This window comes from Actinacidiphila epipremni (assembly GCF_012034175.1).
Lineage (GTDB): Bacteria > Actinomycetota > Actinomycetes > Streptomycetales > Streptomycetaceae > Actinacidiphila > Actinacidiphila epipremni.
Genome location: NZ_JAATEJ010000022.1, coordinates 89,804 through 113,188, shown reverse-complemented (window position 1 = coordinate 113,188; position 23,385 = coordinate 89,804). Strand labels below are relative to the sequence as shown.

Here is a 23,385-nt window from a genome sequence, read left to right as displayed (position 1 = left end):
GGCTTCGGGGCCGGGGGTTGAGGGATGCGGCGGCAGATCGTGGCGCAGCCGGAGTCGGCGGGCGCGGAGCAGGAGCCGTCCGCCGCTGCGGCGGCGGGAGTTGACGCGGGAGTCGGGGCGGGGGCAGGCGGTGGCGGTGGCGCCGGTGGCGCCGGTGGCCGCTCCGGAGGGGAACGGGACGTCATGCAGACCGAGTTCGCCTTCCGGCTGCCGCGCGGTTACGTCGACGGCAGCGGGCAGGTGCACCGCGAGGGCGTGATGCGGCTGTCCACCGCGCGCGACGAGCTCGTGCCGCTGCGCGACGACCGTGTCCGGGAGAACCCCGCGTACCTGTCGGTGGTGCTGCTCGGCCGCGTCGTCGTCCGGCTCGGCACCCTCACCGACATCCACGCGGGCGTCATCGAGGACATGTTCGCCTCCGACCTCGCCTTCCTCCAGGACTTCTACCGCCGCATCAACGCCGAGGGCCACACCCGCGCCCAAGTGACCTGCCCGTCCTGCGCCACCGCCTTCGCGGTCGACCTGGCCGGTGAGCGCCTGGGGGAATCGTGACGTACGCGGCCGACCGGCTCTACGAGGACGTCGCGTACGTCGCCTACCACTTCCACTGGCCGCTGGACACCATCCTCAACCTCGAACACGCCGAACGCCGCCGGTACGTCGCCCAGATCGCCCGCCTCAACCAGCGTGCGGCCGGGGGGCGGTAGCCGGTGTTCGGACGGGTCGGTGAGCGGTGGGCGGAACGCCGGGGCCGGGCGGTGCCCGCCGCGTCCGGGACCGCCGCGGCTCCCGCCGGTACGGGCGCTGTCGGCGCTTCGGACGGTGCCGGCGGTACGGGCGGTGCGGGTGTCGTGCCCGCGCCAGCCGAACCGCGCGGCGAGTGGCGGCAGTTGGCCGTCCAGCGCCGGACGTTCGCGCCCGCGCCGCTGCTGACCGCGCCGGCCGACTTCGCCGCGGGGCTCAGCACATGGCAGAACCCCTCGCTGGGCGGCGCCTTGGGCCACGCGGTGTCCGCGTCCGCGCCGGGCGGGCTGCTCCCGGACGTCGCGCGGCTCGCGCCGCCGGAGCCCTCGCCGGCCGGGGACGGCGGCCCCTCGGAGGACGCCGCTGCCGCCCGGGTCGTGAACTTCACCGCCCTGCCGGGGACTTCCCGGGGCGGGGCCGGCGCCACGGTGTCCATGGACACGGCGCCCCGCCCGAGCGCGTTGGACCTCCCGCTGACCGTCGCCCGCACGGTGGACCTGGACCTTCCGGTACGGCCGCTGGTCGCGCTGCCGGACCCGGCCGTACCGGCGACGGCTCCCGAGGGCGCGGCGCCCACCCTCCAACGCGCCCTGGAAGCGCCGCTGGTGGGCCAGTTGCCCGACCCGTCGGTGCTCCAGCGGGCGACGGACGTGCCGTTGGTGGCGGGCGGTACGGACGGGGCGGGTACGGAGGCGGGGTCGGGCGCGGAGCCGGACGCCGGTTCCGGGGGCGGCGTGGGGTCGGGGCGGGGAGCGGGTGCTGCCCCGGGGGCGCCGTCCGTGGCCGGCTTCGCGCCTGCGGCTTCCGCGGAGTCCGGCGATTCGGCGGGTAGGGCTGCGCACATGGCGGGTACGGAGGCCGCGGGCGCCGGCACGGCGGAGGTGGGCCGGGGGCCCGCCGATACGGACGCCGGGGGAGGGGCTGCACCTGACTTCGGAGCCGCGCCTGACCTCCGGGCCGAGGCGGGCTTCGCGCCCACGTTGGGGGCGGAATCGCTCGCCGGGCCCGCACAAGGCGGGGCGCCGGAAGCCGGGCCCGTAGCGGGCGTGCAGCGTTCCGTGGGCGCCGGAGGCGGGGCTGCAGCCGGGCCGGGCTCCGGGACCGGTGGTGCGCCGGAGGTGCGGCGTTCCGCGGGTGCTGGGGGCGGGGCCGTGCCTGAGGTCGGGGCTGAGGCGGGTTTCGCGCCCACGTTGGGGGCGGAATCGCTCGCCGGTGCCGGTGCCGGTGCCGGTGCCGGTGCCGGTGCCGGACCCGTACCGGACGCCGCGCTGGAATCCGCGCCGCCGCCCGTACGGCCGCTGGGGCTCGGGGCGCCGCTGGCGTCCGTGCCGGTGGCCGTGCAGCGGGTCCCGTCGCCGGGTGCGGTGCCGCGGCCCGGGCGTATCGGGGAGCCGTTGCGCGAGGTGCCCGGGCAGGGGCCGGACGCCGCGGACGTACAGCGCCGGGCGGGTGAGGACGTGACGGGTGAGCCGGCGGCGCCGGTCGCGCCGCTGCTGGGCGATGCGGCGCCAGTGGCTACGGCTGCGCAATGGGCCACGCCTTCCGCCTCCACCGCGCCGGGGACGCAGGCGGCGGGGCTGCCGCCGGTCCAGCGCGAGGCGACCGGTGGGGCGCCCGGTCCCGGGGTCGCGTCGGTGTCCGGGGCGGGCGTGGCGGGGCCGCCGGTACGGTCCGGGGCGGCGGGCGACGCGGGCGTATCCGCCGCCGAGCAGGGCCCGTCCGACGCTCCCGGCCCGGCGGGGCTGTGGCTCGACGAGCCCGGCGCCGCGAGTGCCCACGTCCAGCGCCTCGACGTGGCCGGCACGGCGCCCGGGGCGGCGACCGCCCCGCTGCTCGGCGCCTCGGCGCCGCTCGTCCGGGGCGGCCCGGCGGACAACGACGGCAGCGGCCTCGCGGCGCCCTCCGCGGCGGGCGACACCGCGGCGTCCCCCGGCGAAGCCGCCGCCCATATGGTGCAGCGTTCGGCCCTCCCGGAAGCGCCCCCGGCGGCTCCGCGGCCGGCAGATGCCGCGGGGCTGGCCCTGCCTCTCGCGCCCGGCGGCCCGGTCGTCCAGCGCTTCGACATCACCCCTGGCCCGGTGCCGGTGCGGCGGCAGACCCCCGTCCCCGTACGGCCGTTCACCGGCGACGGGTCCGCCTCGCTGGTGGACGCGGGTGCCGAACACGCCGCCGTCCAGCGGCTGGTGGCGCCCGAGCGGGACGTACCGCTGGTCGGGGAGCGCGGGTTGGAGCTGCGGGGGGCGCCAACGCCCACGGAGCAGCAGCCGCCCGCCGCGCCGGAGGAGCCCGTGCCCGTCGTGTGGGAGCCCGGCCCACAGGCCCAACGCACCCTGTCGTCAGCCACGGTGGCGACCGTACGTACCGGCGACGTACCCCCGCCGCCGCCCCAACCGCCCACCCCGCAGGGCCCGAGGCCCCCGTCCGGCCCAGGTCCCGGCGCCGTGCCGACGGCCCAGCGCGGCACCCTCCCGCACCCGGCCGCCGACCCGCCCGTATCCCCCTCCGCACCCCCGCCGCCCGCCCACATCCCCTCGCCCGCGGCCGGGGACATCGCCGTCGCCGCGGGCATCGCGACCCGCGCGCCGGACGGCTCCGTCGTCTTCGCCGCGCCGGAAGCCGCACCCGCGCCCGTCACGCCCGCACCCGCCCCCGTCGCCGTCCAGCGCGCCGACACCCCCGCGCCGGAGGCCGCACCCGCGCCCGCGACCCCCGCCGCCCCGCCGGCGCCCCCACCGGCGCCCGGCGCACCCGCACCAGTCCCCACCGCCGAATCCACGGACGAGCTGGTGCGCCGCCTGCTCGGCCCCCTCACCCGCCTCCTGCGCGCCGAGCTCCGGCTCGACCGCGAGCGCGCGGGATACCGCCTCGACTCCCGCCGCTGACCCAGCCACTGACCCCGCCGTACGCAGAACCCGCAGGAACAGGAGCCGCACATGACGACCCCCGCAGCCGCCGCCGACCCCGCGGTCAGCGTCTGCTTCATCGTCGAGGTCGACGACTTCAGCCTGGGCTCGTTCAACAGCTGCGAGGGCCTGGGGTGCGAGGTCGTGATGGAGCAGCGCGAGGAGGGCGGCAACAACGGCTACGTCTGGCAGCTGCCGTCCCGCCTGAAGTTCTCCACCATCAAGCTCACCCGGCCGATCACCAAGGACACCGAGAAGGTGACCAAGTGGATCGCGAGCATGACCTCCGGCGTGACCCGCAAGACCGGCCACATCAGCGCCATGACGGTGGACGGCACGGTCGTCGCCCGCTGGAGCCTCATGGACGTCGTGCCGGTGCGCTGGCAGGGCCCGTCGCTGAGCGTCGACTCGCCCAAGGTCGCCACCGAGACGCTGGAGATCGCCCACCACGGCTTCCTCACCGCCGACTGAGCCCGCACCTGCAACTGCCGCCGTACGCACGCCGATCCGGAAGGAGCCCGCCGATGCCGCCGTCCTCTCCCGTCGCCTTCTCCGCCGCCTCGCCCGGCGGCAGCCACAGCGCGGGCGGCCCGTCCGGCGCCGGGGCGCGGCCGAAGCTGGAGCGGGCGTATCTGGAGCTGCGCCAGCCCCCGCCGGACGGCGGCACCAGCACGCCCGGGCCGCAGTTCGCCACCATCGACTTCCAGTTCAACCCCAAGGAGCTGAGCCTGGCGAAGTCGGCGAAGTGGGAGCGCAAGACCGCCCGCGGGGCGAGCCGTGCCGGGCCGGCCGAATACACCGGGCCCGAACCGTCCAAGCTCACGCTGGAGATGTTCTTCGACGCCACCGACGACCAGGGCGACAGCGTCGTGAAGTCCGTCGAGCAGCTCTTCTCCTGCTGCGTGCCGACCGACCAGACGCAGGACAAGAAGAAGGGCACCCCGCCCTTCGTGATCTTCCACTGGGGCGGCCTGACCGGCTTTGTCGGCTTCATCAGCCAAGTCCAGGCCAAATACACCCTCTTCACCGCCGGCGGGCTGCCGATCCGCGCGGTGTGCCAGGTCACGATCGAGGAACTGGCCTCCCAACTGCCGGGCCAGAACCCGACGTCGGGCGCGCTCACCGCCCGCCGGGTGCACCGGGTCGTGGCCGGCGACACCCTCGCGATGCTCGCCTTCCGCGAGTACGGCGACCCCGCGGCCTGGCGCGACATCGCCGAGGCCAACGGCATCGACGACCCCATGCGCCTGGCCCCGGGGCGCGACCTGCTCCTCCCCGGCGCCGACGAGATCACCCGCTGAGGCGGACGGCGCCCGAGAACCCCGACAGCCCCAACTCCCCTTCCCGGAAAGAGAAGACGATGGCCGGAGAGACATTCGCGAACGTGCTCGCGGTGGAGGCCGCCGGGCGACCGCTGCCGCAGGACGTGGCGGCGCTGCTGGTCTCCGGCTACGTCGACGACAGCGTGCGGCTGCCGGACATGTTCGTGCTGCGCTTCCGCGACCCCGACCACCAGGTGCTGGCGAAGGCCGGAGTGCGGATCGGCTCGGCGCTGAAGATCTACGCGACCGCCGCCGACGACCCGCAGCGCCAACTCCTCGTCTCCGGCGAGGTCACCGCCCTCGAAGTGGACCTCGACACCACCGGCACCTTCACCGTCGTGCGCGGCTTCGACCACTCGCACCGGCTGCTGCGCGGCCGTCGCGTCAAGGCCTTCCGGCAGGCGACGGCCTCGGACGTGGCGACACAGGTGGCCCGGGCGGCGGGGCTCACGGTCGGCGAGGTCGACGCGACGACCACCGTCTATGAGCACCTGGCCCAACCGGGCATCAGCGACTGGGAGTTCCTGCACCTGCTGGCGGATCTCGCGGGCGCCGAGGTCTCCGTCGTGGACGGCACCTTCCGCTTCGGCGTGCCCACCCGGGCCGCCCGGGCGCCCAGTCCGTCGACGCGTCCCGAAGCGAGCCCGTACGTCCTGGAGTTCGGCCGCAACCTGCTGCGCTGCCAGGTCGCGGTGACGGCCGCCGACCAGGTCGCGCGGGTCGAAGTGCGCGGCTGGGACGACCGGACGAAGTCGGAGATCGTGGTGTCCGAGCCGGCCGGCAGCAGCGACCGGCTGACACTCGGCCTGACCCCCGCGCAGATCACCCAGCCGTTCGGCGACGCGGTCCACCTCGTCACCGGCACCCCCTATCCGTCGCAGGCCGCCGCCGCCCAGGCGGCCCGTACGATCGCCGGTGATCTGGCGGGCTCCTTCGCCGAGTTGGACGCGGTCGCGATGGGCATCCCGAAGCTGCGCGCGGGCACGGCCGTCACGCTCGCGAACGTCGGGGCGCCCTTCGAGGGCAAGTACACGGTCAGCTCCAGCCGGCACGTCTTCGACCCCGACACCGGCTACCAGACATGGGTCACCGTCGGCGGCCGGGAGAACCGCTCGCTGTACGGGCTCGCGTCCGGCGGCACGCGCGCCGCCGGGGGCGGCGGGGCGGGGGCGGCGGACCGGCTGTGCGGGCTGGTCAACGCGGTCGTCAGCGACAACCGCGACCCGGAGGACCGGGGCCGGCTGAAGGTGTCCTTCCCGTGGCTGGACAAGGAGTACGTCAGCGACTGGGCCCGCGCGACCGGCATGGGCGGCGCGGGCGGCGGCGGCATGTTCGGCCCCGAGGTCGGCGACGAGGTGCTGGTCGGCTTCGAACAGGGACGGGTGGACCGGCCGTTCGTGCTCGGCGGCCTCTACAACGGCCAGGACAAGCCGTCCGACCACGACGTGCCGCTCGTGGACTCCACCAGCGGCACGGTCAACCGCCGCTCCCTGGTGGACCGTTCCGGCGACCGGCTGGAGCTGCTGGACGCGGCGGGCGGCGGCCCGCAGGGCGTGCGGCTGTCCACCGGCGACGGGAAGGTCACCCTGCACCTGGACCGCAAGGACACCAAGGTCGTGCTGCACAGCGACGGCACCGTCGAGATCGACGCCAAGGAGAAGGTGACCGTCAAGGCGCAGCAGGGCGTGAGCCTCGACGCGGGCACCGGGAAGCTGGAGCTCACCGGCGACTCGGTCAGCGTCACCGCCCGCACCGGCGTCCAACTCGACGGCGGCACGGGCGCGTTGCAGCTCACGACGAACGGGCAGGTCGCAGTCAAGGGCACCACGGTCGGGGTCGAGGGCACCGCCAACACGGAGATCAAGGGCGGCGCGATGTGCGCGATCAGCGCGACCCTGGTGAAGATCAACTAGCCGCGCCCCGCGGGCGGAACAAGCAGCGGAACAGCGCGACAGCGGAACAAGCAGCGGAACACACGGAAACGGTGGGACAGATGCCCCCAGCAGCGAGAGTCGCCGACCCGACCGGGCACCCGGGGGTGATCGGGCCGCCCGGTGTGCCCACCGTGCTCATCGCCGGGATGCCCGCGGCCGTCGTCGGCACCCCGCACATCTGCTCCTTCCCGCCGCCGGCCGTGCACCCGCCGTCCGCGATCGTGCCGCCCGGCTGCCCGACGGTGCTCATCGGCGGCATGCCGGCCGCCCGCGTCGGCGACCTGGCCGGCTGCGGCGCGCCCATCCTCATGGGCGCCGTGACCGTGCTGATCGGCGGGTGAGCGGGCGGTGGGAGCCGAATTCATCGGCGCGGGCTGGGCTTTCCCGGCACGTACCGACGCCACCGGATCGGTCGCGCTGGTCAGCGGGCGCACCGAGATCGAGGAGAGCATCCGGCTGATCCTCGCGACCGCGCCCGGCGAGCGCCCGATGCGCCCGCTGTTCGGCTGCGCCGTCCACGACTACGTGTTCGCGCCCGCCGACGCCGCGACCGCGGGCCAACTCGCCTACGAGGTACGGACGTCGCTGGAGCGCTGGGAGCCGCGGATCGACCTCGCGGACGTCGTCGTCACCTTCGACACCGTCGACCTCGGCAAGCTCTACATCGAGATCCGCTACTCGGTGCGCGGCACCAACGACCCGCGCAACCTGGTCTTCCCGTTCTACGTGATCCCCCCGCACGACGGCGACCGCGCAGACCACGCAGACCACGGCGGCGGCCACGGCGGCGGTCCGGACGTCCGGGGCGGTGCGCGCTGATGTCCCTGCCGCAGCCCAACCTCGACGACCGCCGCTTCCAGGACCTGGTGGACGAGGCCAAGCGGATGGTGCAGCAGCGCAATCCGCGCTGGACCGACCACAACGTCTCCGACCCCGGCGTGACCCTCATCGAGACCTTCGCGCACATGGTCGACCAGCTCATCTACCGGCTCAACCGGGTGCCGGACAAGAACCACGTGGCGCTGCTGGAGCTGATCGGCCTGCGGCTGCTGCCGCCGGTCGCCGCCCGCACCGACATCACCTTCCGGCTGTCGGCCCCGCAGACCACCCCGGTGCCGGTGCGCGAGGGCACCGAGGTCGCCACCGAGCGCACCGAGACCGAGCAGGCCGTCGTCTTCACCACCACCCGCGAACTGGTGATCGTGCCCTGCGAGTTGGCCGCCCTCGCAACCCGGGCCGGGGCCGCGGGGAGCGGCGACCACCGCCCGGCGGTGGACCGCACTGCCGAACTCGCCGACGGGCGGGGCGTGTCGTGCTTCTCCGACGTGCCGCAGCCCGGCGACTGCGTGCTGTTCGGGCTGTCCGCCGCCGTGCCCTCCTGCCTGGTCGCGCTGCGGCTGGACTTCCCCGTCGCCGGGCACGGCGTGGACCCCGACCACCCGCCGCTGGTGTGGGAGGCGCGCACCGCCGAGGGCTGGCAGGAGTGCGAGACCGAGTCGGACGGCACCGGCGGCTTCAACCGCCCCGGCGACGTGCTCGTCCACGTCCCCGGCACGCATGTCGCGATCGCCGAGGGCGGGCGCCGGGCCGGCTGGCTGCGGGCCCGCGTCCTGCCGCCGGAGGGCCTGCGCCGGCCCTTCTCCGACACCCCGCGGCTGGTGTCCGCGACCGCCTTCACCGTCGGCGGCACCGCCCCCGCCGCGCACGCGGAGCGCGCCGCCGCCGAGGTCGTCGGCCGCTCCGAGGGCGTGCCCGGGCAGACCTTCGCCGTCTCCCGGCCGCCCGTCCTCAGCGGCCATGTGCCCTTCACCGTCGAGACGGTGACCGCGCAGGGCCCGCAGGAGTGGACCGAGGTCGAGGACTTCGACGGCTCCGGCCCCGGCGACCGGCACATCCGCCTCGACCGCAGCACCGGCGAGATCTCCTTCGGCCCCGCCGTCCGGCAGCCCGACGGCACCCTGCGCCATTACGGAGCCGTCCCGCCGCCGGACGCCGCCGTGCGCGCCCTGCCGTACCTGACCGGCGGCGGCAGGAGCGGCAACGTCGCGCCCGGCGCCCTGCGCGTATTGCGCAGCTCCATCCCCTACATCGGCCCGGTCGCCAACCGCCGGGCCGCCACCGGCGGGGTCGACGGCGAGGACGCCGGCAACGCCCGGCTGCGCGGCGCCCTCGCCCTGCGCACTCGGCAACGGGCCGTCACCGCCGAGGACTTCGAATACCTCGCCCGGCAGGCCGCGCCCGAGATCGCCCGGGTGCGCTGCGTGTCCGCCGAGACCGGCCCGGAGGCCGGGACCGTACGGGTGCTGCTGGTGCCGTGGGCGGAGGACGACGGCACCGGGCGACTCGCCTTCGAACAGCTCGCATGCCCCGAGGAGTTGGTGGTCCGGGTCCGGGACGCCCTGGACCTGCGGCGGGTCATCGGCACCCGGCTCGTCGTCGAACTGCCCCACTACCAGGGCGTCACCGTCGTCAGCACCCTGCGCTCCACCGCCGCGAGCACCCCCGCCGTCGTCCAGCAGGCCGCGCAGGCCGCCCTCTACCGGCACCTCAACCCGCTCACCGGCGGTGCGGGCGGCGCCGGTTGGCCCTTCGGGCGGTCCGTGCAGTCCGGTGAGGTCTTCGCGGTGCTGCAACGCGTCCCGGGCGTCGACGTCGTCGAGAGCGTACGGCTCTTCCCCGCCGACCCGGTGACCGGTCGCCGCGGCGACCCCGCCGACCGTATCGACCTGCCGCCGGGCGCCCTCGCCTTCTCCTACGACCACCAGGTGCGGGTGACGCCCTCATGAGCACGCCCTTGTCCAAGTCCCCCGGCGGCGGGCGGCGGTTGCTGCCGGGCCTGCCGACCCGGCATCCGCTCGGGGCGCAACTGCCCGCCGTCTACGCCGAGGACGCGTTCGTCCAGAACTTCACCGCCGCGCTGGACGAGGTGCTGGCGCCGGTGCTGTGCACGCTGGACAACCTGCCCGCCTACCTCGATCCGGCCCTCGCGCCCGAGGACTTCGTGGCGCTGCTCGCCGCATGGGTCGGCGCCGACCCGGAGGCGGGCGCCGGCCGCGAGGCGGTCGCGGGCGCGGTCGCCGCACACGCCGTACGGGGCACGTGCGCGGGGCTCGCGCAGGAGATCCGGCTCGCGTTCGGCGTCACCGCCGAGGTCTCCGACGGGCTCACGTCGCTGGCCTCCACCAGCGCCCTGACCCCGCTGCCGCCCGCCGGCCCGCTCCGGCTGACGGTACGCGTCCGCACCGCGGACCCGGCGGCCCTCGACGTACGGGCGCTGCGGGCGCTCGTGGCCAGGAACCGGCCGGCCCATGTGCCGTACACCGTCGAGGTGGTGGGGGAGTCCTAGCGGCGTCCGCGATGCGCGGGCGGCGGCCCGAAAGGGCAGCGGCGGGCGGCCGGGCGGCTGCCCCGGGGTGACTGGCCGGGGCGACCCGGCGGTCGCGACGATGGGCCGGGCACGAGTGACCCGGGGGGAAGGGGCGTCCAGTGGTCGAGTGCACGGTCTGCGGTCAGCGCTGCCAGCGCGGTGAGCAGTTCTGCGGGTCCTGCGGGGCGTACCTGGACTGGTCCGAGGAACCCGCGCCCTCTGCCGCGCCGTCGGCGGCGCCCTCCGCGGTGACGCCGTCCGGCACGGGCACGTCGGGCGCACCGGACGGGCCGGCCACGCCGGACGCGGGCGGCCGTACGAGCCCGGGCACACCGGCCTCGCCTGCCGCGCCGGAGCCCGCCCCGCCCGCCACGGACCCCGGCTCAGCGCCGACCCCCGCGCCCGCACCCCCGCCCACCGCGCCCGTAGCCGCCCCCGTACAGCCCTCCGTGGCCCCCGTACAGCCCCGGGCGGCCTCCCCCGCCCCGCCGCGCCCCACGCGGCCCCTGACGCCCCAGGAGCCGCCTCCCGCGCCCGGCGAGCTGGTGTGCGGGGAGTGCGGCGCCGGGAACGTACCGACCCGGCGCTACTGCCGCCGCTGCGGCACCTCGCTCGCCGAGGCGCCCGTCGCGGCCCGCCCGCCCTGGTGGCGGCGGCTGCTCGGCCGCACCCCGCGCGAGGCGCCCGCCGCCGGCACCCGGCCCGCGCCCGGCCTGTGGCGCCGGCTGCGCCGGCCGCGGCTGCTCGTGCCCGCCCTCGTCGTGGTCCTCGGCCTCGCGGCCTTCCTGCTGCGCGGGCAGATCGGCGGCGCCACGGACAAGGTCAAGGACCGGGTGGCCAAGGCCCAGCAAGTACACGCGGTGAAGGTCACCGCCTCCTCCGCCGCCCCCGGCCACCCGGCGAACCTCGCCGTGGACGGCACGACCGACCGCTACTGGGCGCCCGCCGCCACCGGCGCCGCCAAGGGCCAGTACCTGGAGGCCGCCTTCGACCAGCCTTTCCGGCTCCTCGACCTGGTCGTCCACCCCGGCGCGTCCGCCAACGACCAGCAGTTCCTCGCCCAGGCCCGCCCGCACGACCTGCTCGTCACGGTCACCGGCAAGGGCGGCGCGACCACGACGCACGAACTCCACCTCGCCGACCAGCCGGGCCCGCAGACCTTCCACATCGCCGAGAGCGACGTGACGAGGGTCCGTATCACCATCCAGACCGCCTACGCGGCCACTTCCGCACACCGCGTGGGCGTCGCGGAGATCGAGTTCTTCAAGCGCTGAGCCCCCGACTCCCGCCAGGATCAAGCAGCTTCACACTTCCGTGAGCCCGCGCGGCGGTACGTCCAGGTCCGCGAGGACGCGCGCGTGCCGCAACGCCGCCTGGTGCGCGGCGGCCGGGTCGCCCGCCTGCCGGTGCGCGGTGATCAGCAGCCGCCATGTGGCGTCGTGGAAGGGGTCGACGGACAGCGCGTGCCCGGCGGCCGTCGCGGCCTGCGCGGGCCGCCCGCGGGCCAGTTCGACCTCCGCGAGGGTGTGCCCGGCCCGTACCGCCTGCGCCCGGTAGTGCTCCCGCAGCGGGACGACCCACTCCGCGGGACCGTCCTCGGGCAGCAACTCCCCGGCGTAGAGGCGCTGCGCCTGCCCCAGCGACTCCGCCGCCTGCTCGGCGCCCGCCGCCCCGCGCGCCGCGGCCCGCAGGCCCGCCCCGACCGCCGCCTCGAAACGCTGGACGTCGCAGGTGCCGCCGGGCGGCAGCGCCAGCATGTACGCCTCGCCGCTGCGGATCAGCAGCCGCGTACGGCCCCGGTCCGCGCCCGGCTCCAGGAACGTGCGCAGCGCCGACAGCGCCACCTGCAACCCGCGGGCGGCGGTGCGCTCCGGGCTGCCCGGCCACAGCGCCTCCATCAGCCGCTCCCGGTGCACCGGTTGGCCGGCGTGCACCGCCAGCAGCCGGGCCAGCGCCCGTACCCGCGGCCGGGTGCTGCGCCAGTCCAGCTCCTGGTCGCCGAAGGTCGCCTCGAAGTGCTTGAAGCACCGCAGGTGCAGCGCCGGCGGCGGCCGGTCGTCCATCGGCGGCGGCGCGAGCGAGTGCACCACCGGCGGCGCGGGCACGGCCCGCCGGCGCAGGTGCTCGCGCAGCAGCGGGACGCAGTCGTAGCGCCCGTCGGCGCGCCGCCGCACCAGCCCGTAGGCGCAGTCGAGTTCGTCGAGGGTGCCCGAGCCGTCGTCGAGCAGCTGCCGCCCCGGCGACGTACGGCAGATGCGGGCGAAGTCGAGGGCGAGTCCCGCGGGAAGTATGCCGAGCACTTCGCGGTCGAGATACGCGCGCACCGCCGCGGAGGCCAGGGTGATCTCGGCGAGTGCGGCGGCGCTGCGGGCCGCCCGGCGCGGCAGGGCGGCGCACAACTGCAGGGCCACCGGCCAGCCTTCGGTGAGCCGGGTGAGGGCGTGCAGCCGGGCGATGTCGGCGCCGCCGGGCGGCAGCAGGGTGTGCAGGGCGTCGCGGGTCTCGGTGGCGTCCAGGGCGAGGTCGCGGGCGGTCACGACGACGGTGCCGGACAGCTCGTGCCGGGCGAGGTTGATCGCGGGCAGCCGGCGGCCGGCCAGCACGATTTGCAGGTTGGGCGGCGCGAGCAGCGCCATCTCCTCCAGCGTGGCCTCGACGGGGCCGCCGTGGATGAGGTGCGCGTCGTCCACCACGACGAGCACCGGGCCCGGCCGCTGCTCGATCGCGGCGAGCACCGACTCGGTGGTGGCGCCGCCCTGCCAGGGCGCGAGTTCCGGGCCGAGTCCCGGTCCTGTGCCCAGGAGTTGGCGGGTGAGGCGGTTGAGGAGCGAGGCGGGCGCGTGGGCGCCGCGGTGCGGGCGCCAGCTGAGGACCTGGCCGGGGAAGGCGGCGGCGTGCCGGGCGAGCAGGATGGACTTGCCGTAGCCGGCCGGGGCGACCACCAGGGCCAGCGGAGCGGCGTCGTACGCCGTCAGGAGGGCGACGACTCGGCCCCGGACCTCGGGGGCCGGGGCCGTTAAGGGCGTGGGGTGGACCACTGGTCTTCGGTGGGTCACGACGGCGGCGCTCCTTCCCGGGCCCGGGCCAGGACGGGGGATGAAGGATCAGTGCTCACTGTAGGGAGCCGGAGGGTCACCCGCCAGCCGAATCCCCAGGTATGCCCCGGTTGTTCGTCGTGGTGTCACGGAATCCGGAAGCCTGTCACCGAATCCGGAACACCGGGCTCGCGCGGGAGCGCGCCGGCCGACTCCGCGGCGGTCGCGGCGTGTTCGCGCACCGGACCCCGAAATGGCTCTGAGCAGGGCCCGAACGCGCGTACCGTGGACGCGATGTGACGGGCTGCGAGACGCCCCGACGAAGGGATGACGGATGTCCGACGACCTGGCCCTGCCCGACGAGGACGCTGCGGACACCGCCGGTGAACCGCCGGTGATCGACACCAGCATCGCCCATTCCGCCCGGGTCTACGACTACGTGCTCGGCGGCAAGGACAACTACCAGGTGGACCGCGAGGCCGCCGAGCAGATGCTCAGCGGATGGCCGAGCCTGCGCACCTCGATGCGGGAGAACCGCACCTTCATGCACCGGGCGGTGCGCTACGCCGCCCAGCAGGGCATCGACCAGTTCCTCGACATCGGCACCGGCATCCCCACCTCGCCGAACCTGCACGAGATCGCCCAGTCCGTCATCCCGTCCGCCCGCATCGTCTACGTCGACAACGACCCGATCGTCTTCGTGCACGCCGCCGCCCGCCTCACCGGCACCCCCGAGGGCCGTATCGCCTACCTCCAGGCCGACATGCACGACCCGGCCACCATCCTCGACTCGCCCGAGCTGACCGGGACACTGGACCTCGACCGCCCGGTGGCGCTGTCCCTCATCGCGGTGCTGCAGTTCGTGCTGGACAAGGACAAGGCGTACGAGCTGGTGCGCGGTTACGTCGACCGGCTCGCGCCCGGCAGCCTGCTGACGATCTCCACGGTGACCACCAACACCGACCCCGACGACGCCACCACGGTCACGCAGGAGTACACCCGGCGCGGCATCCCGGTGCGCGACAGCACCAAGGCGGACGTCGAACCGTTCTTCGCGGGCCTGGAGTTGGTCGAGCCGGGCATCACGCTGGTGCACCGCTGGAACCCCGAGCCGGGCACGGAGGGCAAGGTCAAGGACTCCGAGGTCGCGATGTACGCGGGCGTGGGCCGCAAGCCGTAAGTCCCGCCACGGGCGGGGGCGCTGCGCCCTCGGCTCCCGCCCACCCTGCTTTACGGGCCCTGCTTCCAGGCCTGCTTCGGGCCTGCTTCCGGTCCCACGCCCGGGCCCTGCTTCCCGGCCCTGCTTACGCCCTGCCCGCCGGTGCCGCACGCGCCGGCGGGCAGGCGTCTTCCCGGTCAGGCGCTGCGCCGCACCGGCCCGGCCTGCGCGGCCCCGGCGGCCAGCACCGCCCGTACGATCCGGCCGCCGCACGGGCCCGGCGTCACGCACCACTGCGTACAGAGCGCGTCCACCAGCAGCAGCCCGCGCCCGTCGACGTCCCCGAGCCCCGGCTCCTTGCGGTGCGGCATCTCCGGCGTCCCGCCGTAGTCCTCGACCTCCAGGACGAGTTGCGCCCCGTCGTAGCCGACCCGGCACACGAACACCGGACTGGCGGTGTGCCGTACGGAGTTGGTGGCCAGCTCGCTCACCAGCAGCGCCGCCGTCTCGACGCCGTCCTCGTCGCACCCGGCCCCGCGCAGATACGCCCGGACCCGCCGCCGCGCCTCGGCCACCGACCCGCCGTGCGCGGGCAGTTCGAACCCGCCGTCCACTGCCGCCGTGCCGTGCCGGGGAGTCGCCGCGGTGACCGTCCCGCCGGCCGGGCCACTGCGGGCCCCGACGCCGGACGTCGGACTGTCGTTGCTCGGTAAGGCCACGGTGCGTTCCTCTCCCACAGGAGGTCCAACGAGAGCAGCTGGAGCAGTACGTGCCGGACGTTCAGTGGCGCAACATCGCCACGCCACTATATGCGCATGCGGCACGCAAGTTGGCAAGGAACACTGTGTAATTTGCACAACCGCTCTGACACTGTGCATCACTCAGACAGTTCTGTCACCGTCTGTCCCGCACGCCGCCCGTCCGGGAGCTGAGCGGTGCGCGTCCAGGGGTGTGCAAGGTTCCTGCAAGGAATCCGTCCGCCCGCCCGGGCAAGTGACGCTGAGTGCGGGCCGGGTGGTCCGCACTCAGCGGACAACCTGGGGGAATGCCGTGTCAGCGTTACGACCGATCGGCCGGATACCGGGCGCGGGGACGCGCTCGTATCTGACCGTCGTCGGGTGCAAGAAGATCCTGGCGGTGGTGCACACCGTCACCTATGCCAAGCGGCTGCTCGACGTACTGCCGCTCCTGGAAGGCGACTTCCGGGTGCAGGTTGTCTTCACCATGCCGCCGCACGTCTTCGGGGACGAGGTCCCCGCCTTCCTCGCCCGGCTCGGCTGCGCCGTCGTGCCGTGGGAGGAAGCGGTGACCATGGAGTTCGACCTCGCCCTCGCGGCCGGGCGGGGCGGTGTCGAGCGGCTGCGGGCGCCGCTGGTCACCATGCCGCACGGTGCCGCGTACCTCAAGCGGATCGTCGGCACGAAGGACCCGGGCGTCGCCGGGATGCGCCGTATCGACCTGCTGCCCGACGGGAAGCCGCCCGCGGCGATCGTGCTGCCGCACAAGGCGGAGCTGCGCCAACTGCGCCGCCACTGCCCGGAAGCGGCGCCCTACGCCGTCGTCGTCGGCGACCCGGTGCACGACCGGATCACCGCGAGCCTGCCGCTGCGGGCCCGCTTCCGCCGCGCCCTCGGGGTCGCGGAGGGGCGGGCGCTGGTGGTGGCGGCCTCCACCTGGGGGCCGTGGTCGTCGTTCAGCCGCTTCGACGCGCTGCTGCCGCGGCTGCTCAACGAACTCCCGCGCGAATCGCACCGGGTGGCGATGCTGATGCACCCCAACGCCTGGGCAGCGCACGGGGCGTGGCAGATCCGGTCGTGGCTGGCCAGGTGCCGGCAGGCCGGCATCGCGGTGGTGCCGCCCGAGGCGGACTGGCGCAATGTGCTGATCGCGGCGGACTGGATCATCGGCGACCACGGCAGCGTGACGCTCTACGGCACGCTGACGCAGGCGGCGATGCTGCTCGCCGGCCCGCCGACGCAGGAGCTCAACCCGGACTCGCCGGCCGCCGCGCTCGCCCTGACCGTACCGGCGCTGTCGCCCACCCACCCGCTGGTCGAGCAGCTGGAGTACGCGGCGGCCGAGCGGTGGGACGCCGAGCGGAAGGCGATCGCCGGGCGGATCACGTCCGAGCCGGGGCGATTCGCCCGCAATATGCGCAGCCTGCTCTACCGGCTGCTCAATCTGGGCGAGCCCGCCCACCCGCCGGTGACCCGGGAGCTGCCCGACCCGCCCGGGTGGGCGGCGCTGGTGGGCGGCGCGGAACGGGAGTCGGCGTGAACGGCGCCGGCCTGGTCCACGTGGCGCTGGGCGCGGCGCTCCCCGCCGCTCCCGGCGTGACGGTCGCGCTGCGGTGGGGAGCGCGGTGCGTGGCGCTCACGGCCGCGTGGGGCCCCGGGGAGGGCGGGGACGAGCACGTCGTCGCCGACCTCGATACGTACCAGGGCCGCCGGCTGGCCGACTGCGCGGACGTGGTGACGGTGGGCCGCCCGCGGTCCTCGGGCGCGGCCCGTACGTGGCTCGCCCGCGCCCTCGCGGCCCACCCCGGCGCCGCCCTCGCCGCCGCCCCCCTCCCGGGCGGCGGCTGGGCGGTGGCAACGGGCCTGCGCGGGCCTGAGGCGTCCGACGGGGCGCCGGCACTGCCCTCGGGCTGCGTGCCCGACGCCTCTCGCCAGGTGCTCGTCGTGGGCCTGCGCGCCGGGCGCCACCCGCTGGTGCCGTCCTGCCTGCACGCCTACCTCGTCCTGGTGCCGGGGGCCACGCTGCCGCAGCTCGCGGCGGCGGAGGTCACCGTCACGCCGCACCCCCCGCCGCCCCCGGCCCCGCCGCTGCCGGCGGGACCTGCGGCGTACGGGAAGCAGCCGCCGCCGATTTCGGACGCGGCGACGTGTCCGGGCGGACCGGATCCGCGCCCGGCCGGATCGCCGGCGGCTACTCCGGACCACCCGGTGTGCGGGTCGCGAGCAGCTGGCGCAGCCGGTTTGCGTCGTCCGGGTTGGTGAGCTCGTAGCAGGCCAGCGCCTGCGAGTGCAGCTCGGCCGCCGCGGGGTGGTCGCCGCGCTCGTAGGCGCTGTCGCCGAGCATCTCCAGGGTGCGGGCCTGCCAATGGGTCGCGCCCGACGCGGTGAAGACGCCCAGCGCCTCCTCCATGTGCGCCACGCCCGCCGCCTGTTCGCCGCCCATTGCCTTGGCCCGGCCGAGGAAGGCGAGGTTGCGGGCGGCGTCGTGCGGGTCGTCCACCGCGAGGTGCGTCTGCCGCGCCCGGGCGAAGTACGCGGCGGCCCGCACGGGTTCGCCCGCGGCGAGGGCAGCCTCGCCGAGGACGGTACGCGCCAGCCCCGTACCGCGTACATAACCGCACGCCTCCCACAGCGCGATGGCCTGCTCCAGATACGGCCGCGCCTCGGCCGGCCGGCCTGCCTCGCGGTGGGAGCGGCCGATGCCGAGCAGCGCCTGGCCCTCGTCGCGGATGTCGCCGGCGTCGCGAGCGGCCACCCGGGCGTCCTCGTAGCGCGCGACGGCCGCGTCGTAGCGGCGCATGGCGTTCAGCCCGATCGCCCCGGAGGTGAGCATCTGCCGTACGGCCCGCTCGTGCCCGTCGGCGCGCGCGGCGGCCAGCCCGATGTCGTACGCCTCGATCCACAGGTCGTAGTGCCGTAAGCGCAGTACCAAAGGCCACATGGCGTCGGCCAGTTGCCAGGCGTACGCATGCCAGCCGCGGTCGGCAGCAGTGCGCAGCAGCGTCATCAGGTCCAGCCGGTGCGCATCGAGCCAGCGCGTGGCACCGAGGTCGTCGGCGAAGGGGACGGGCAGTCCCTGCGGCGGGTGGACGTAGTCGCGCGGCAGATGCAACTGCGCGGGTGTCAGGCGGGCTTCGGCCGCCGTGGTGGTGTGCAGGTACCAGTCGCAGACCCGGCGCAGCGTCGTGCCGGGCCCGCCGTCGGCGGTGTCGGCGGCGCCGAGCGTCCGTGCGTGGACGCGCACGAGGTCGTGGAAGCGGAAGCCCTCGGGGCCGACCATCTCCAGCAGGTTGGCCTCCACGAGCTCGTCGAGGCGGTCATCGGCCCAGTGCGGCGGCCGGGCGCAGGCCGCCGCGGCGGCGGGCACGTCGAAGGTAGCGAGGGGGAGTTGGCCGAGCCGCCGGTAGAGCAGCGCGGCGTCCTGCCCGAGCACGGAGTAGGAGGCGTCAAGGGCCTTGCTCACAGTGGTCTCCCCTTCGACATCGAGTGCCGCGAGCCCGTCCGCGTCGGGCGCGAGCGCGGCGGCGAGGGCCGCGACGGGCTGCCGTGGGCGGGAGGCGAGCCGCGCAGAGGCCAGCCGTACCGCGAGCGGCAGCCCGCCGCACAGGTCCACCACCCGCCGGGTCGCGGCCGGTTCACCGGCGACGCGGTCCGCGCCGATGCCGAGCCTCAGCAATTCCACGCCGTCCGCGGCGTCGAAGACCTCCAGCCGGTGGAAGTCCGCGCCGTCCAGGTTGAGTCCGGTCAGCCGGCGGCGGCTGGTCACCACCGCGACGCTGCCGGGCCCCGCGGGCAGCAGGGGCCGTATCTGCGCGGCGGAGAGGGCGTTGTCGAGCAGCACCGCGACCTTCAACTCCGCCGAGCGCGACCGCCATTCCGACATCTGCTCGGCCAGGTCCGCGGGGACGGAGCCGGCGCCGAGCGCCCGCAGGAACCGCCCCAGCACCTCGCCGGGCGCCGCCGCACCCTCCGCGGTGTGCCCGCGCAGGTCCGCGTAGAGCTGCCCGCCGGGGAAGTCGGCGGCCCGGCCGCCGAGCCAGCGCGCGGCGAACGTCGTCTTGCCCACGCCCGCGGGCCCGTTGACGACGATCAGCGGTATCGCGCCAGCGTCCTGCGCCATGTGCCGGGACAGCACGGCGTCCAGTGCCGCGAGTTCACGTCTGCGGTTGACAAAATGGCCGGGAACGGGCGGTAGTTGCCGCGGTACGGGAACCGGCGCGGGCCCCGGTGGCGGTGCGGGCGGGTAGACGTGGACGCCGCCGTGCACCTGCTGTGCCTGGACGACGGCACCGCTGATCCTGGCCTGCCCTTCGATGCTGTTGCGCTGTGTCTCGTGCGGCGCACCGCCACGCGTCTCGCCGTCCACCCACGCCCCCCTGTCGGCCGGTCCGGTCCGTCCCGCTCGATTGTGCACTGCGCATGCCCTACGCATATGCCAACGCACGTGCTGCGCAACGGGAAATGGCTACCCGCGCCACCGTGGACAGCTCTCCGGCGCTATTCGGCCAGCCCGTCCGCCGTCTCTGGTGACCGCCGCACGCCCGTGTCATGCTCATTTTCAGGGTAGGGGGGGCCAGCGGAGAGGAGTGCGCTGGGTGAACATCCGACTGTTGGGACCGATCACACTCTGGGTCGACGGAGAACGGATCGTCCTCGGCTCGCTCAAGGAGCGCGCCGTCCTGGCCGCCCTCGCCCTCGACGCCGGCCGCCCGGTCCCCCTCCACGTCCTCGTGGGCCGGCTGTGGGAAGGCCCGGCCCCCGCGCACGCCGACGCCAACACCTATACCTACGTCTCGCGGTTGCGCCGCCGGATGATGCGCGCCGCCCGAACACCCGACGCCCCCGGCATCGTCGGCCGCGATCACACGTACACCCTCCAGGCCCCGCCCGAGACCGTCGACTGGCACCGCTACCAGCGCCTGGTTGCCGCTGCCGCCACCGACCCGGACGACCACCGCGCCATGGCCCTCTTCCGCCAGGCCGAGGAGCTGTGGGAGGGCGAAGCGCTCGCGGGGCTTCCCGGCATGTGGGCGGAGTCCGTCCGCCGGGCCCTCACCGAACGCCGGCTGGCCGCCACCGTTTCCCGCGTCGCCGCCGAGTTGCGGCTCGGGCGCTTCCACGAACTCGTCCCGGAGCTGGTCGCGTTGACCGCCCAGCACCCCGGCGACGAGACGCTGCTGGGCCACCTCGCCCTCGCGTACTACGGCAGCGGCCGTTACACCGACGCCGTGCGCGTCCACGAACTGGCGCGGCGCGTACTGAGGGAGGAGTACGGGGCGCGGCCGGGCGCGGCGCTGCAACGTATCCACGTGGGCGTGCTCAAGCGCACGGCGGTGGGGGAGTTGGTACGGGCCGCGACCGCACCGCCGCCGGCGGCGACGCTACGGGCGCGGGGCGGCGCGGTGCCGTCTGCCGCGGGCGCGGCGTCCGGCGCGGGAGCCGGCCCCGCGTCCGGGGACGCCGGCGCAATGGGCGCCGGAACCGCCGCCGGCCTCGCCGCCGTACCGCGGGTCCCCGAGCCCAGGGCGCCCGCGTCCGCCCCGCACGAGCACGTGCCGCGCAACCTGCCCAGCCAGCCGCCGCTCATCGGCCGGCACGACGAACTGCACGCCCTCACACGGGAGTTCGCCGCCACGAACGCCGAAGGGCCGGTCGTGGCACTGGAGTCGGTGAGCGGCATGGGCGGCATCGGCAAGACCGCGGTCGCCGTCCACACCGCGGCCTCGCTCGCCGACACGTACCCCGACGCCGCGCTCTACCTCAACCTGCGCGCCCACTCGGCGTCGCAGGAGCCGCTGACCCCCACGGAAGCGCTTACGGACCTGCTGCGCCTGCTCGGCACACCCTCCACCAACATGCCCCTCGGCGTCGACGAGTTGGCCGACCTGTGGCGCACGATGCTCGCCCGCCGCCGGGCCGTCATCGTCCTGGACGACGTCATGGACGCCGCGCAGGTCCGCCCGCTGCTCCCGCACGACACCCCGTCCCTGGTCATCCTCACCAGCCGCCGCCACCTCACGGGTCTGCCCGCCGCCCGCTCCGTCCAACTCGACGTCCTCCCGGTCCCCGACGCCATCGCCCTCTTCCGCCGCTTCGCCGGCCACGAGCGCACGCAGGACGAGGCGGCGGTCGCCCGGATCGTCCGCCTCTGCGGCTGCCTGCCCCTGGCGATCGAGCTCGTGGCCAACCGCTTCCAGACCCGCAACGCCTGGACCCTCGCCACCCTCCATGACCGGCTCGACCGCCCCGAACGCCTCAACGAGATCCACGACACCCGCCAGGACCTCAAGAACGCGTTCGACCTCTCCTACCGCACCCTGAGCCTCCCCCAGCGCCAGGCTTTCCGCCGCCTCAGCCTGCACCCCGGGCCGGACATCACCCTGCCGGTCGCTGCGGCGATCCTGAACGTCTCGCCGGTCGCGGCGGAACGGCTCCTGGAGAGCCTGCTCGACTCGCACATGCTGACAGAACCGGTACCTGAACGGTGCATTTACCACGATCTGCTGGCCGAATATGCACGGAAACTGACGGTTGCGGAGGATGAGCTTCAGCTACGGCAACAATTCGAGCTCCGTCTGATCTTGTTCTACGTCCGCGCCGTGGAGCACGCCGACCGGATCGCATATCCGCGCCGGCTGCGCGATACGGATGAGCCGGCTGAGGCTGCCGAGTCCGGACGGGAGATCGTCGATCTTTCCGCGGCTCCGCCACCAGGCATGACGCCCTTTCCCGACGCACCGTCAGCAATAGCGTGGCTGGCGGCCGAACGCGACAACGCCCTCGCCGTCGAGGGCCTGGCCGCGGCCCACGGCCACCCCGATCTCGCCGCGCGGCTCGCGTACGCGCTCGCGGGCTATCTCAACGACGAGTGCTCCTGGCCGGCCGCGGTGGACATCCTCACGCGTGCGGTCGACCACCTCGCGGCCCACGGCACCCACCCCGCCCTCTGCCGCGCCCTGCTCGCCCTCTCCGACGCGCTGGCCAGCCTCGGCCGGTACGACCGCGCCGCCGAGACCGGCCGCCAGGCGCTGCAACTCGCTGTCGACCTGCGCGACGCCCGCGCGGAGGAGGAAGCGCTTCTGAGGGTGGGATCGATGATGTGGCACCGGGGAGAGCGCACTGCGGCGCTTGAGCACTTTGAGCGTGCTCTGACGATCGCGGAGGAAATCGGGGATGTGTGGTTCCAGGCCCGGATGCACAATAACGGCGGTATCATGAAGCTGCATTTGGGAGAGCGGGAAACCGCATTGCGGGAATTCCAGCAGGCGCGCGATCAGTTCGCCGCCACTCGGGATTACCGGCGGTACGGGATAGCGCTCAACAACACCGGGGACGGATACGCGCATGCCGGGGAATTCCAGCTGGCGCGCCAGGCGTTCGAGGATGCAATAGCGGTAATGGAGCGTGCGGGCAATCGCTATGAGCTGGCATTGGCCCATGCGAGCCTGGCCGACGTCCTGACCGAGATCGGGGATACCGAGCAGGCTCTGGCGCTATGCCACCAGGCCCTCCAGGTATTCAGGTCACTCGCGGACTCCAAGAGTCAGGCCGATACGCTCACCGGTATGGGCTGGGCCTACGAGAAGCGAGGCGACCACGGCAAGGCGGTCGCCTGCTTCACCGACGCACTCACCCTGGCGTCGGACATCGGCGCAGCGTACCAAGTCGGCCGCGCGCGCCGGGGCCTGGGTGCAATGGACCTCCACGCCGGGCGTCTCGACGCCGCGTTGGACCACCTCGAGTCCGCGGTCGCGACCGCCGATCGTATTCACGACCTCGACGAACTCGTGGAGGCGCGAATACTCCTGGCGGAGGCACAGCTTGCCGGGGAGCAGCCTCGGACGGCTTACCGCACATTGCGGCTCGCGCTTAGTGAAGCCCGAGCCGAGGGGCACCGGAAACTGGCTACGATAGAGCGACGGGCGACCGAGGTGCGGGACACCATTACGGCGGACGGAACCGCCGACTTCTGACGCGCGGCCAAGCGCCGGCGCCAGGCCGGTTGCCGGGTGCGATTCGGTACGAAATGGGCAGCGTTGGCCATGGCGCCGCCCCGTAACCGGAACGCGCTACGCTGACGGCCTGCAATTCCCGTACCATCAATAAGGAACGTCCTTGAAGCACGTCGCTATTCTTCGGGCTGCCATATTGGTTGCGCCGGCAACTGTTGCCTTTGTTGCCCTC

The 23,385-nt window shown here is 74.8% G+C and carries 19 protein-coding genes; 15 read left to right on the top strand and 4 right to left on the bottom strand.

The genetic code is table 11. The features are described from left to right. Window positions 1-24 precede the first annotated feature (24 nt). The 10 genes from HCN08_RS24580 to HCN08_RS24535 all read left to right on the top strand — a co-directional run bounded on the left by HCN08_RS24580 (window position 25) and on the right by HCN08_RS24535 (window position 10,249). Window positions 25-552 carry a hypothetical protein gene (locus tag HCN08_RS24580; RefSeq protein ID WP_167985405.1) on the top strand — a complete coding sequence of 176 codons (528 nt, stop codon included), beginning with the start codon at window positions 25-27 and terminating at the stop codon, window positions 550-552. Beyond that, window positions 549-707, top strand: a complete 159-nt coding sequence (locus HCN08_RS24575) for a DUF6760 family protein (protein WP_167985404.1) — start codon at window positions 549-551, stop codon at window positions 705-707. Before HCN08_RS24580 ends, HCN08_RS24575 begins: the two co-directional genes overlap by 4 nt. A gap of 144 nt (window positions 708-851) precedes the next feature. Continuing rightward, a complete protein-coding gene (locus HCN08_RS24570) occupies window positions 852-3,626 on the top strand; it encodes a hypothetical protein (RefSeq protein ID WP_167985403.1) in 2,775 nt (924 codons plus the stop codon). A gap of 51 nt (window positions 3,627-3,677) precedes the next feature. Continuing rightward, window positions 3,678-4,118 carry a phage tail protein gene (locus HCN08_RS24565; RefSeq protein ID WP_167985402.1) on the top strand — a complete coding sequence of 147 codons (441 nt, stop codon included), beginning with the start codon at window positions 3,678-3,680 and terminating at the stop codon, window positions 4,116-4,118. A 53-nt stretch (window positions 4,119-4,171) separates the two neighbouring features. Then, a complete protein-coding gene (locus tag HCN08_RS24560) occupies window positions 4,172-4,948 on the top strand; it encodes a CIS tube protein (protein WP_167985401.1) in 777 nt (258 codons plus the stop codon). Between the two features lie 59 nt (window positions 4,949-5,007). Next, window positions 5,008-6,882 (top strand): VgrG-related protein, encoded by a 1,875-nt coding sequence (locus HCN08_RS24555; RefSeq protein WP_167985400.1) that lies wholly within the window; start codon window positions 5,008-5,010, stop codon window positions 6,880-6,882. Between the two features lie 80 nt (window positions 6,883-6,962). Then, window positions 6,963-7,244: a PAAR domain-containing protein gene (locus tag HCN08_RS24550; protein ID WP_167985399.1), complete on the top strand. Its 282-nt coding sequence runs from the start codon at window positions 6,963-6,965 to the stop codon at window positions 7,242-7,244. Between the two features lie 7 nt (window positions 7,245-7,251). Next, complete coding sequence (locus HCN08_RS24545; protein ID WP_167985398.1) at window positions 7,252-7,722, top strand: GPW/gp25 family protein; 471 nt, start codon at window positions 7,252-7,254, stop codon at window positions 7,720-7,722. Next, the gene (locus HCN08_RS24540; RefSeq protein ID WP_167985397.1) at window positions 7,722-9,689 is read left to right on the top strand and encodes a putative baseplate assembly protein; all 1,968 of its coding nucleotides are present in this window, start codon (window positions 7,722-7,724) and stop codon (window positions 9,687-9,689) included. The genes HCN08_RS24545 and HCN08_RS24540 overlap by 1 nt, the downstream gene beginning before the upstream one ends. Beyond that, the gene (locus HCN08_RS24535) at window positions 9,686-10,249 is read left to right on the top strand and encodes a phage tail protein (RefSeq protein ID WP_167985396.1); all 564 of its coding nucleotides are present in this window, start codon (window positions 9,686-9,688) and stop codon (window positions 10,247-10,249) included. The genes HCN08_RS24540 and HCN08_RS24535 overlap by 4 nt, the downstream gene beginning before the upstream one ends. A 163-nt stretch (window positions 10,250-10,412) precedes the next feature. On the opposite strand, the gene HCN08_RS24530 is transcribed toward HCN08_RS24535, so the two are convergent. Beyond that, on the bottom strand, window positions 10,413-10,643 hold the full coding sequence (locus HCN08_RS24530; protein ID WP_167985395.1) for a hypothetical protein: 231 nt from the start codon (window positions 10,641-10,643) through the stop codon (window positions 10,413-10,415). A gap of 76 nt (window positions 10,644-10,719) precedes the next feature. On the opposite strand from HCN08_RS24530, the gene HCN08_RS24525 reads away from it, so the two are divergent. Further along, window positions 10,720-11,544, top strand: coding sequence for an NADase-type glycan-binding domain-containing protein (locus HCN08_RS24525; RefSeq protein ID WP_167985394.1), 825 nt, complete (start codon window positions 10,720-10,722; stop codon window positions 11,542-11,544). Window positions 11,545-11,574: 30 nt separating this feature from the next. Here HCN08_RS24525 and HCN08_RS36715 read toward each other — a convergent pair whose 3' ends face one another. Further along, on the bottom strand, window positions 11,575-13,326 hold the full coding sequence (locus HCN08_RS36715; RefSeq protein ID WP_167985393.1) for a BTAD domain-containing putative transcriptional regulator: 1,752 nt from the start codon (window positions 13,324-13,326) through the stop codon (window positions 11,575-11,577). Between the two features lie 313 nt (window positions 13,327-13,639). Here HCN08_RS36715 and HCN08_RS24515 point away from each other — a divergent pair, with 313 nt between their 5' ends. Beyond that, entirely contained in the window at window positions 13,640-14,485 is an 846-nt protein-coding gene (locus HCN08_RS24515) for an SAM-dependent methyltransferase (protein WP_167985392.1), read from the top strand. A gap of 176 nt (window positions 14,486-14,661) precedes the next feature. Here HCN08_RS24515 and HCN08_RS24510 read toward each other — a convergent pair whose 3' ends face one another. After that, window positions 14,662-15,183 carry an ATP-binding protein gene (locus tag HCN08_RS24510; RefSeq protein ID WP_167985391.1) on the bottom strand — a complete coding sequence of 174 codons (522 nt, stop codon included), beginning with the start codon at window positions 15,181-15,183 and terminating at the stop codon, window positions 14,662-14,664. Window positions 15,184-15,514: 331 nt separating this feature from the next. Between HCN08_RS24510 and HCN08_RS24505 the strand changes: the two genes are divergently transcribed. Beyond that, entirely contained in the window at window positions 15,515-16,741 is a 1,227-nt protein-coding gene (locus HCN08_RS24505) for a hypothetical protein (protein WP_322974655.1), read from the top strand. Beyond that, window positions 16,738-17,463: a hypothetical protein gene (locus HCN08_RS24500; protein WP_167985390.1), complete on the top strand. Its 726-nt coding sequence runs from the start codon at window positions 16,738-16,740 to the stop codon at window positions 17,461-17,463. Before HCN08_RS24505 ends, HCN08_RS24500 begins: the two co-directional genes overlap by 4 nt. Here the strand turns inward: HCN08_RS24500 and HCN08_RS24495 are convergent. Continuing rightward, a complete protein-coding gene (locus HCN08_RS24495) occupies window positions 17,393-19,567 on the bottom strand; it encodes a tetratricopeptide repeat protein (RefSeq protein WP_322974654.1) in 2,175 nt (724 codons plus the stop codon). The two genes, HCN08_RS24500 and HCN08_RS24495, sit on opposite strands and share 71 nt — an antisense overlap. Before the next feature lie 229 nt (window positions 19,568-19,796). Between HCN08_RS24495 and HCN08_RS24490 the strand changes: the two genes are divergently transcribed. Then, on the top strand, window positions 19,797-23,174 hold the full coding sequence (locus HCN08_RS24490; protein WP_167985388.1) for an AfsR/SARP family transcriptional regulator: 3,378 nt from the start codon (window positions 19,797-19,799) through the stop codon (window positions 23,172-23,174). Window positions 23,175-23,385 lie beyond the last annotated feature (211 nt).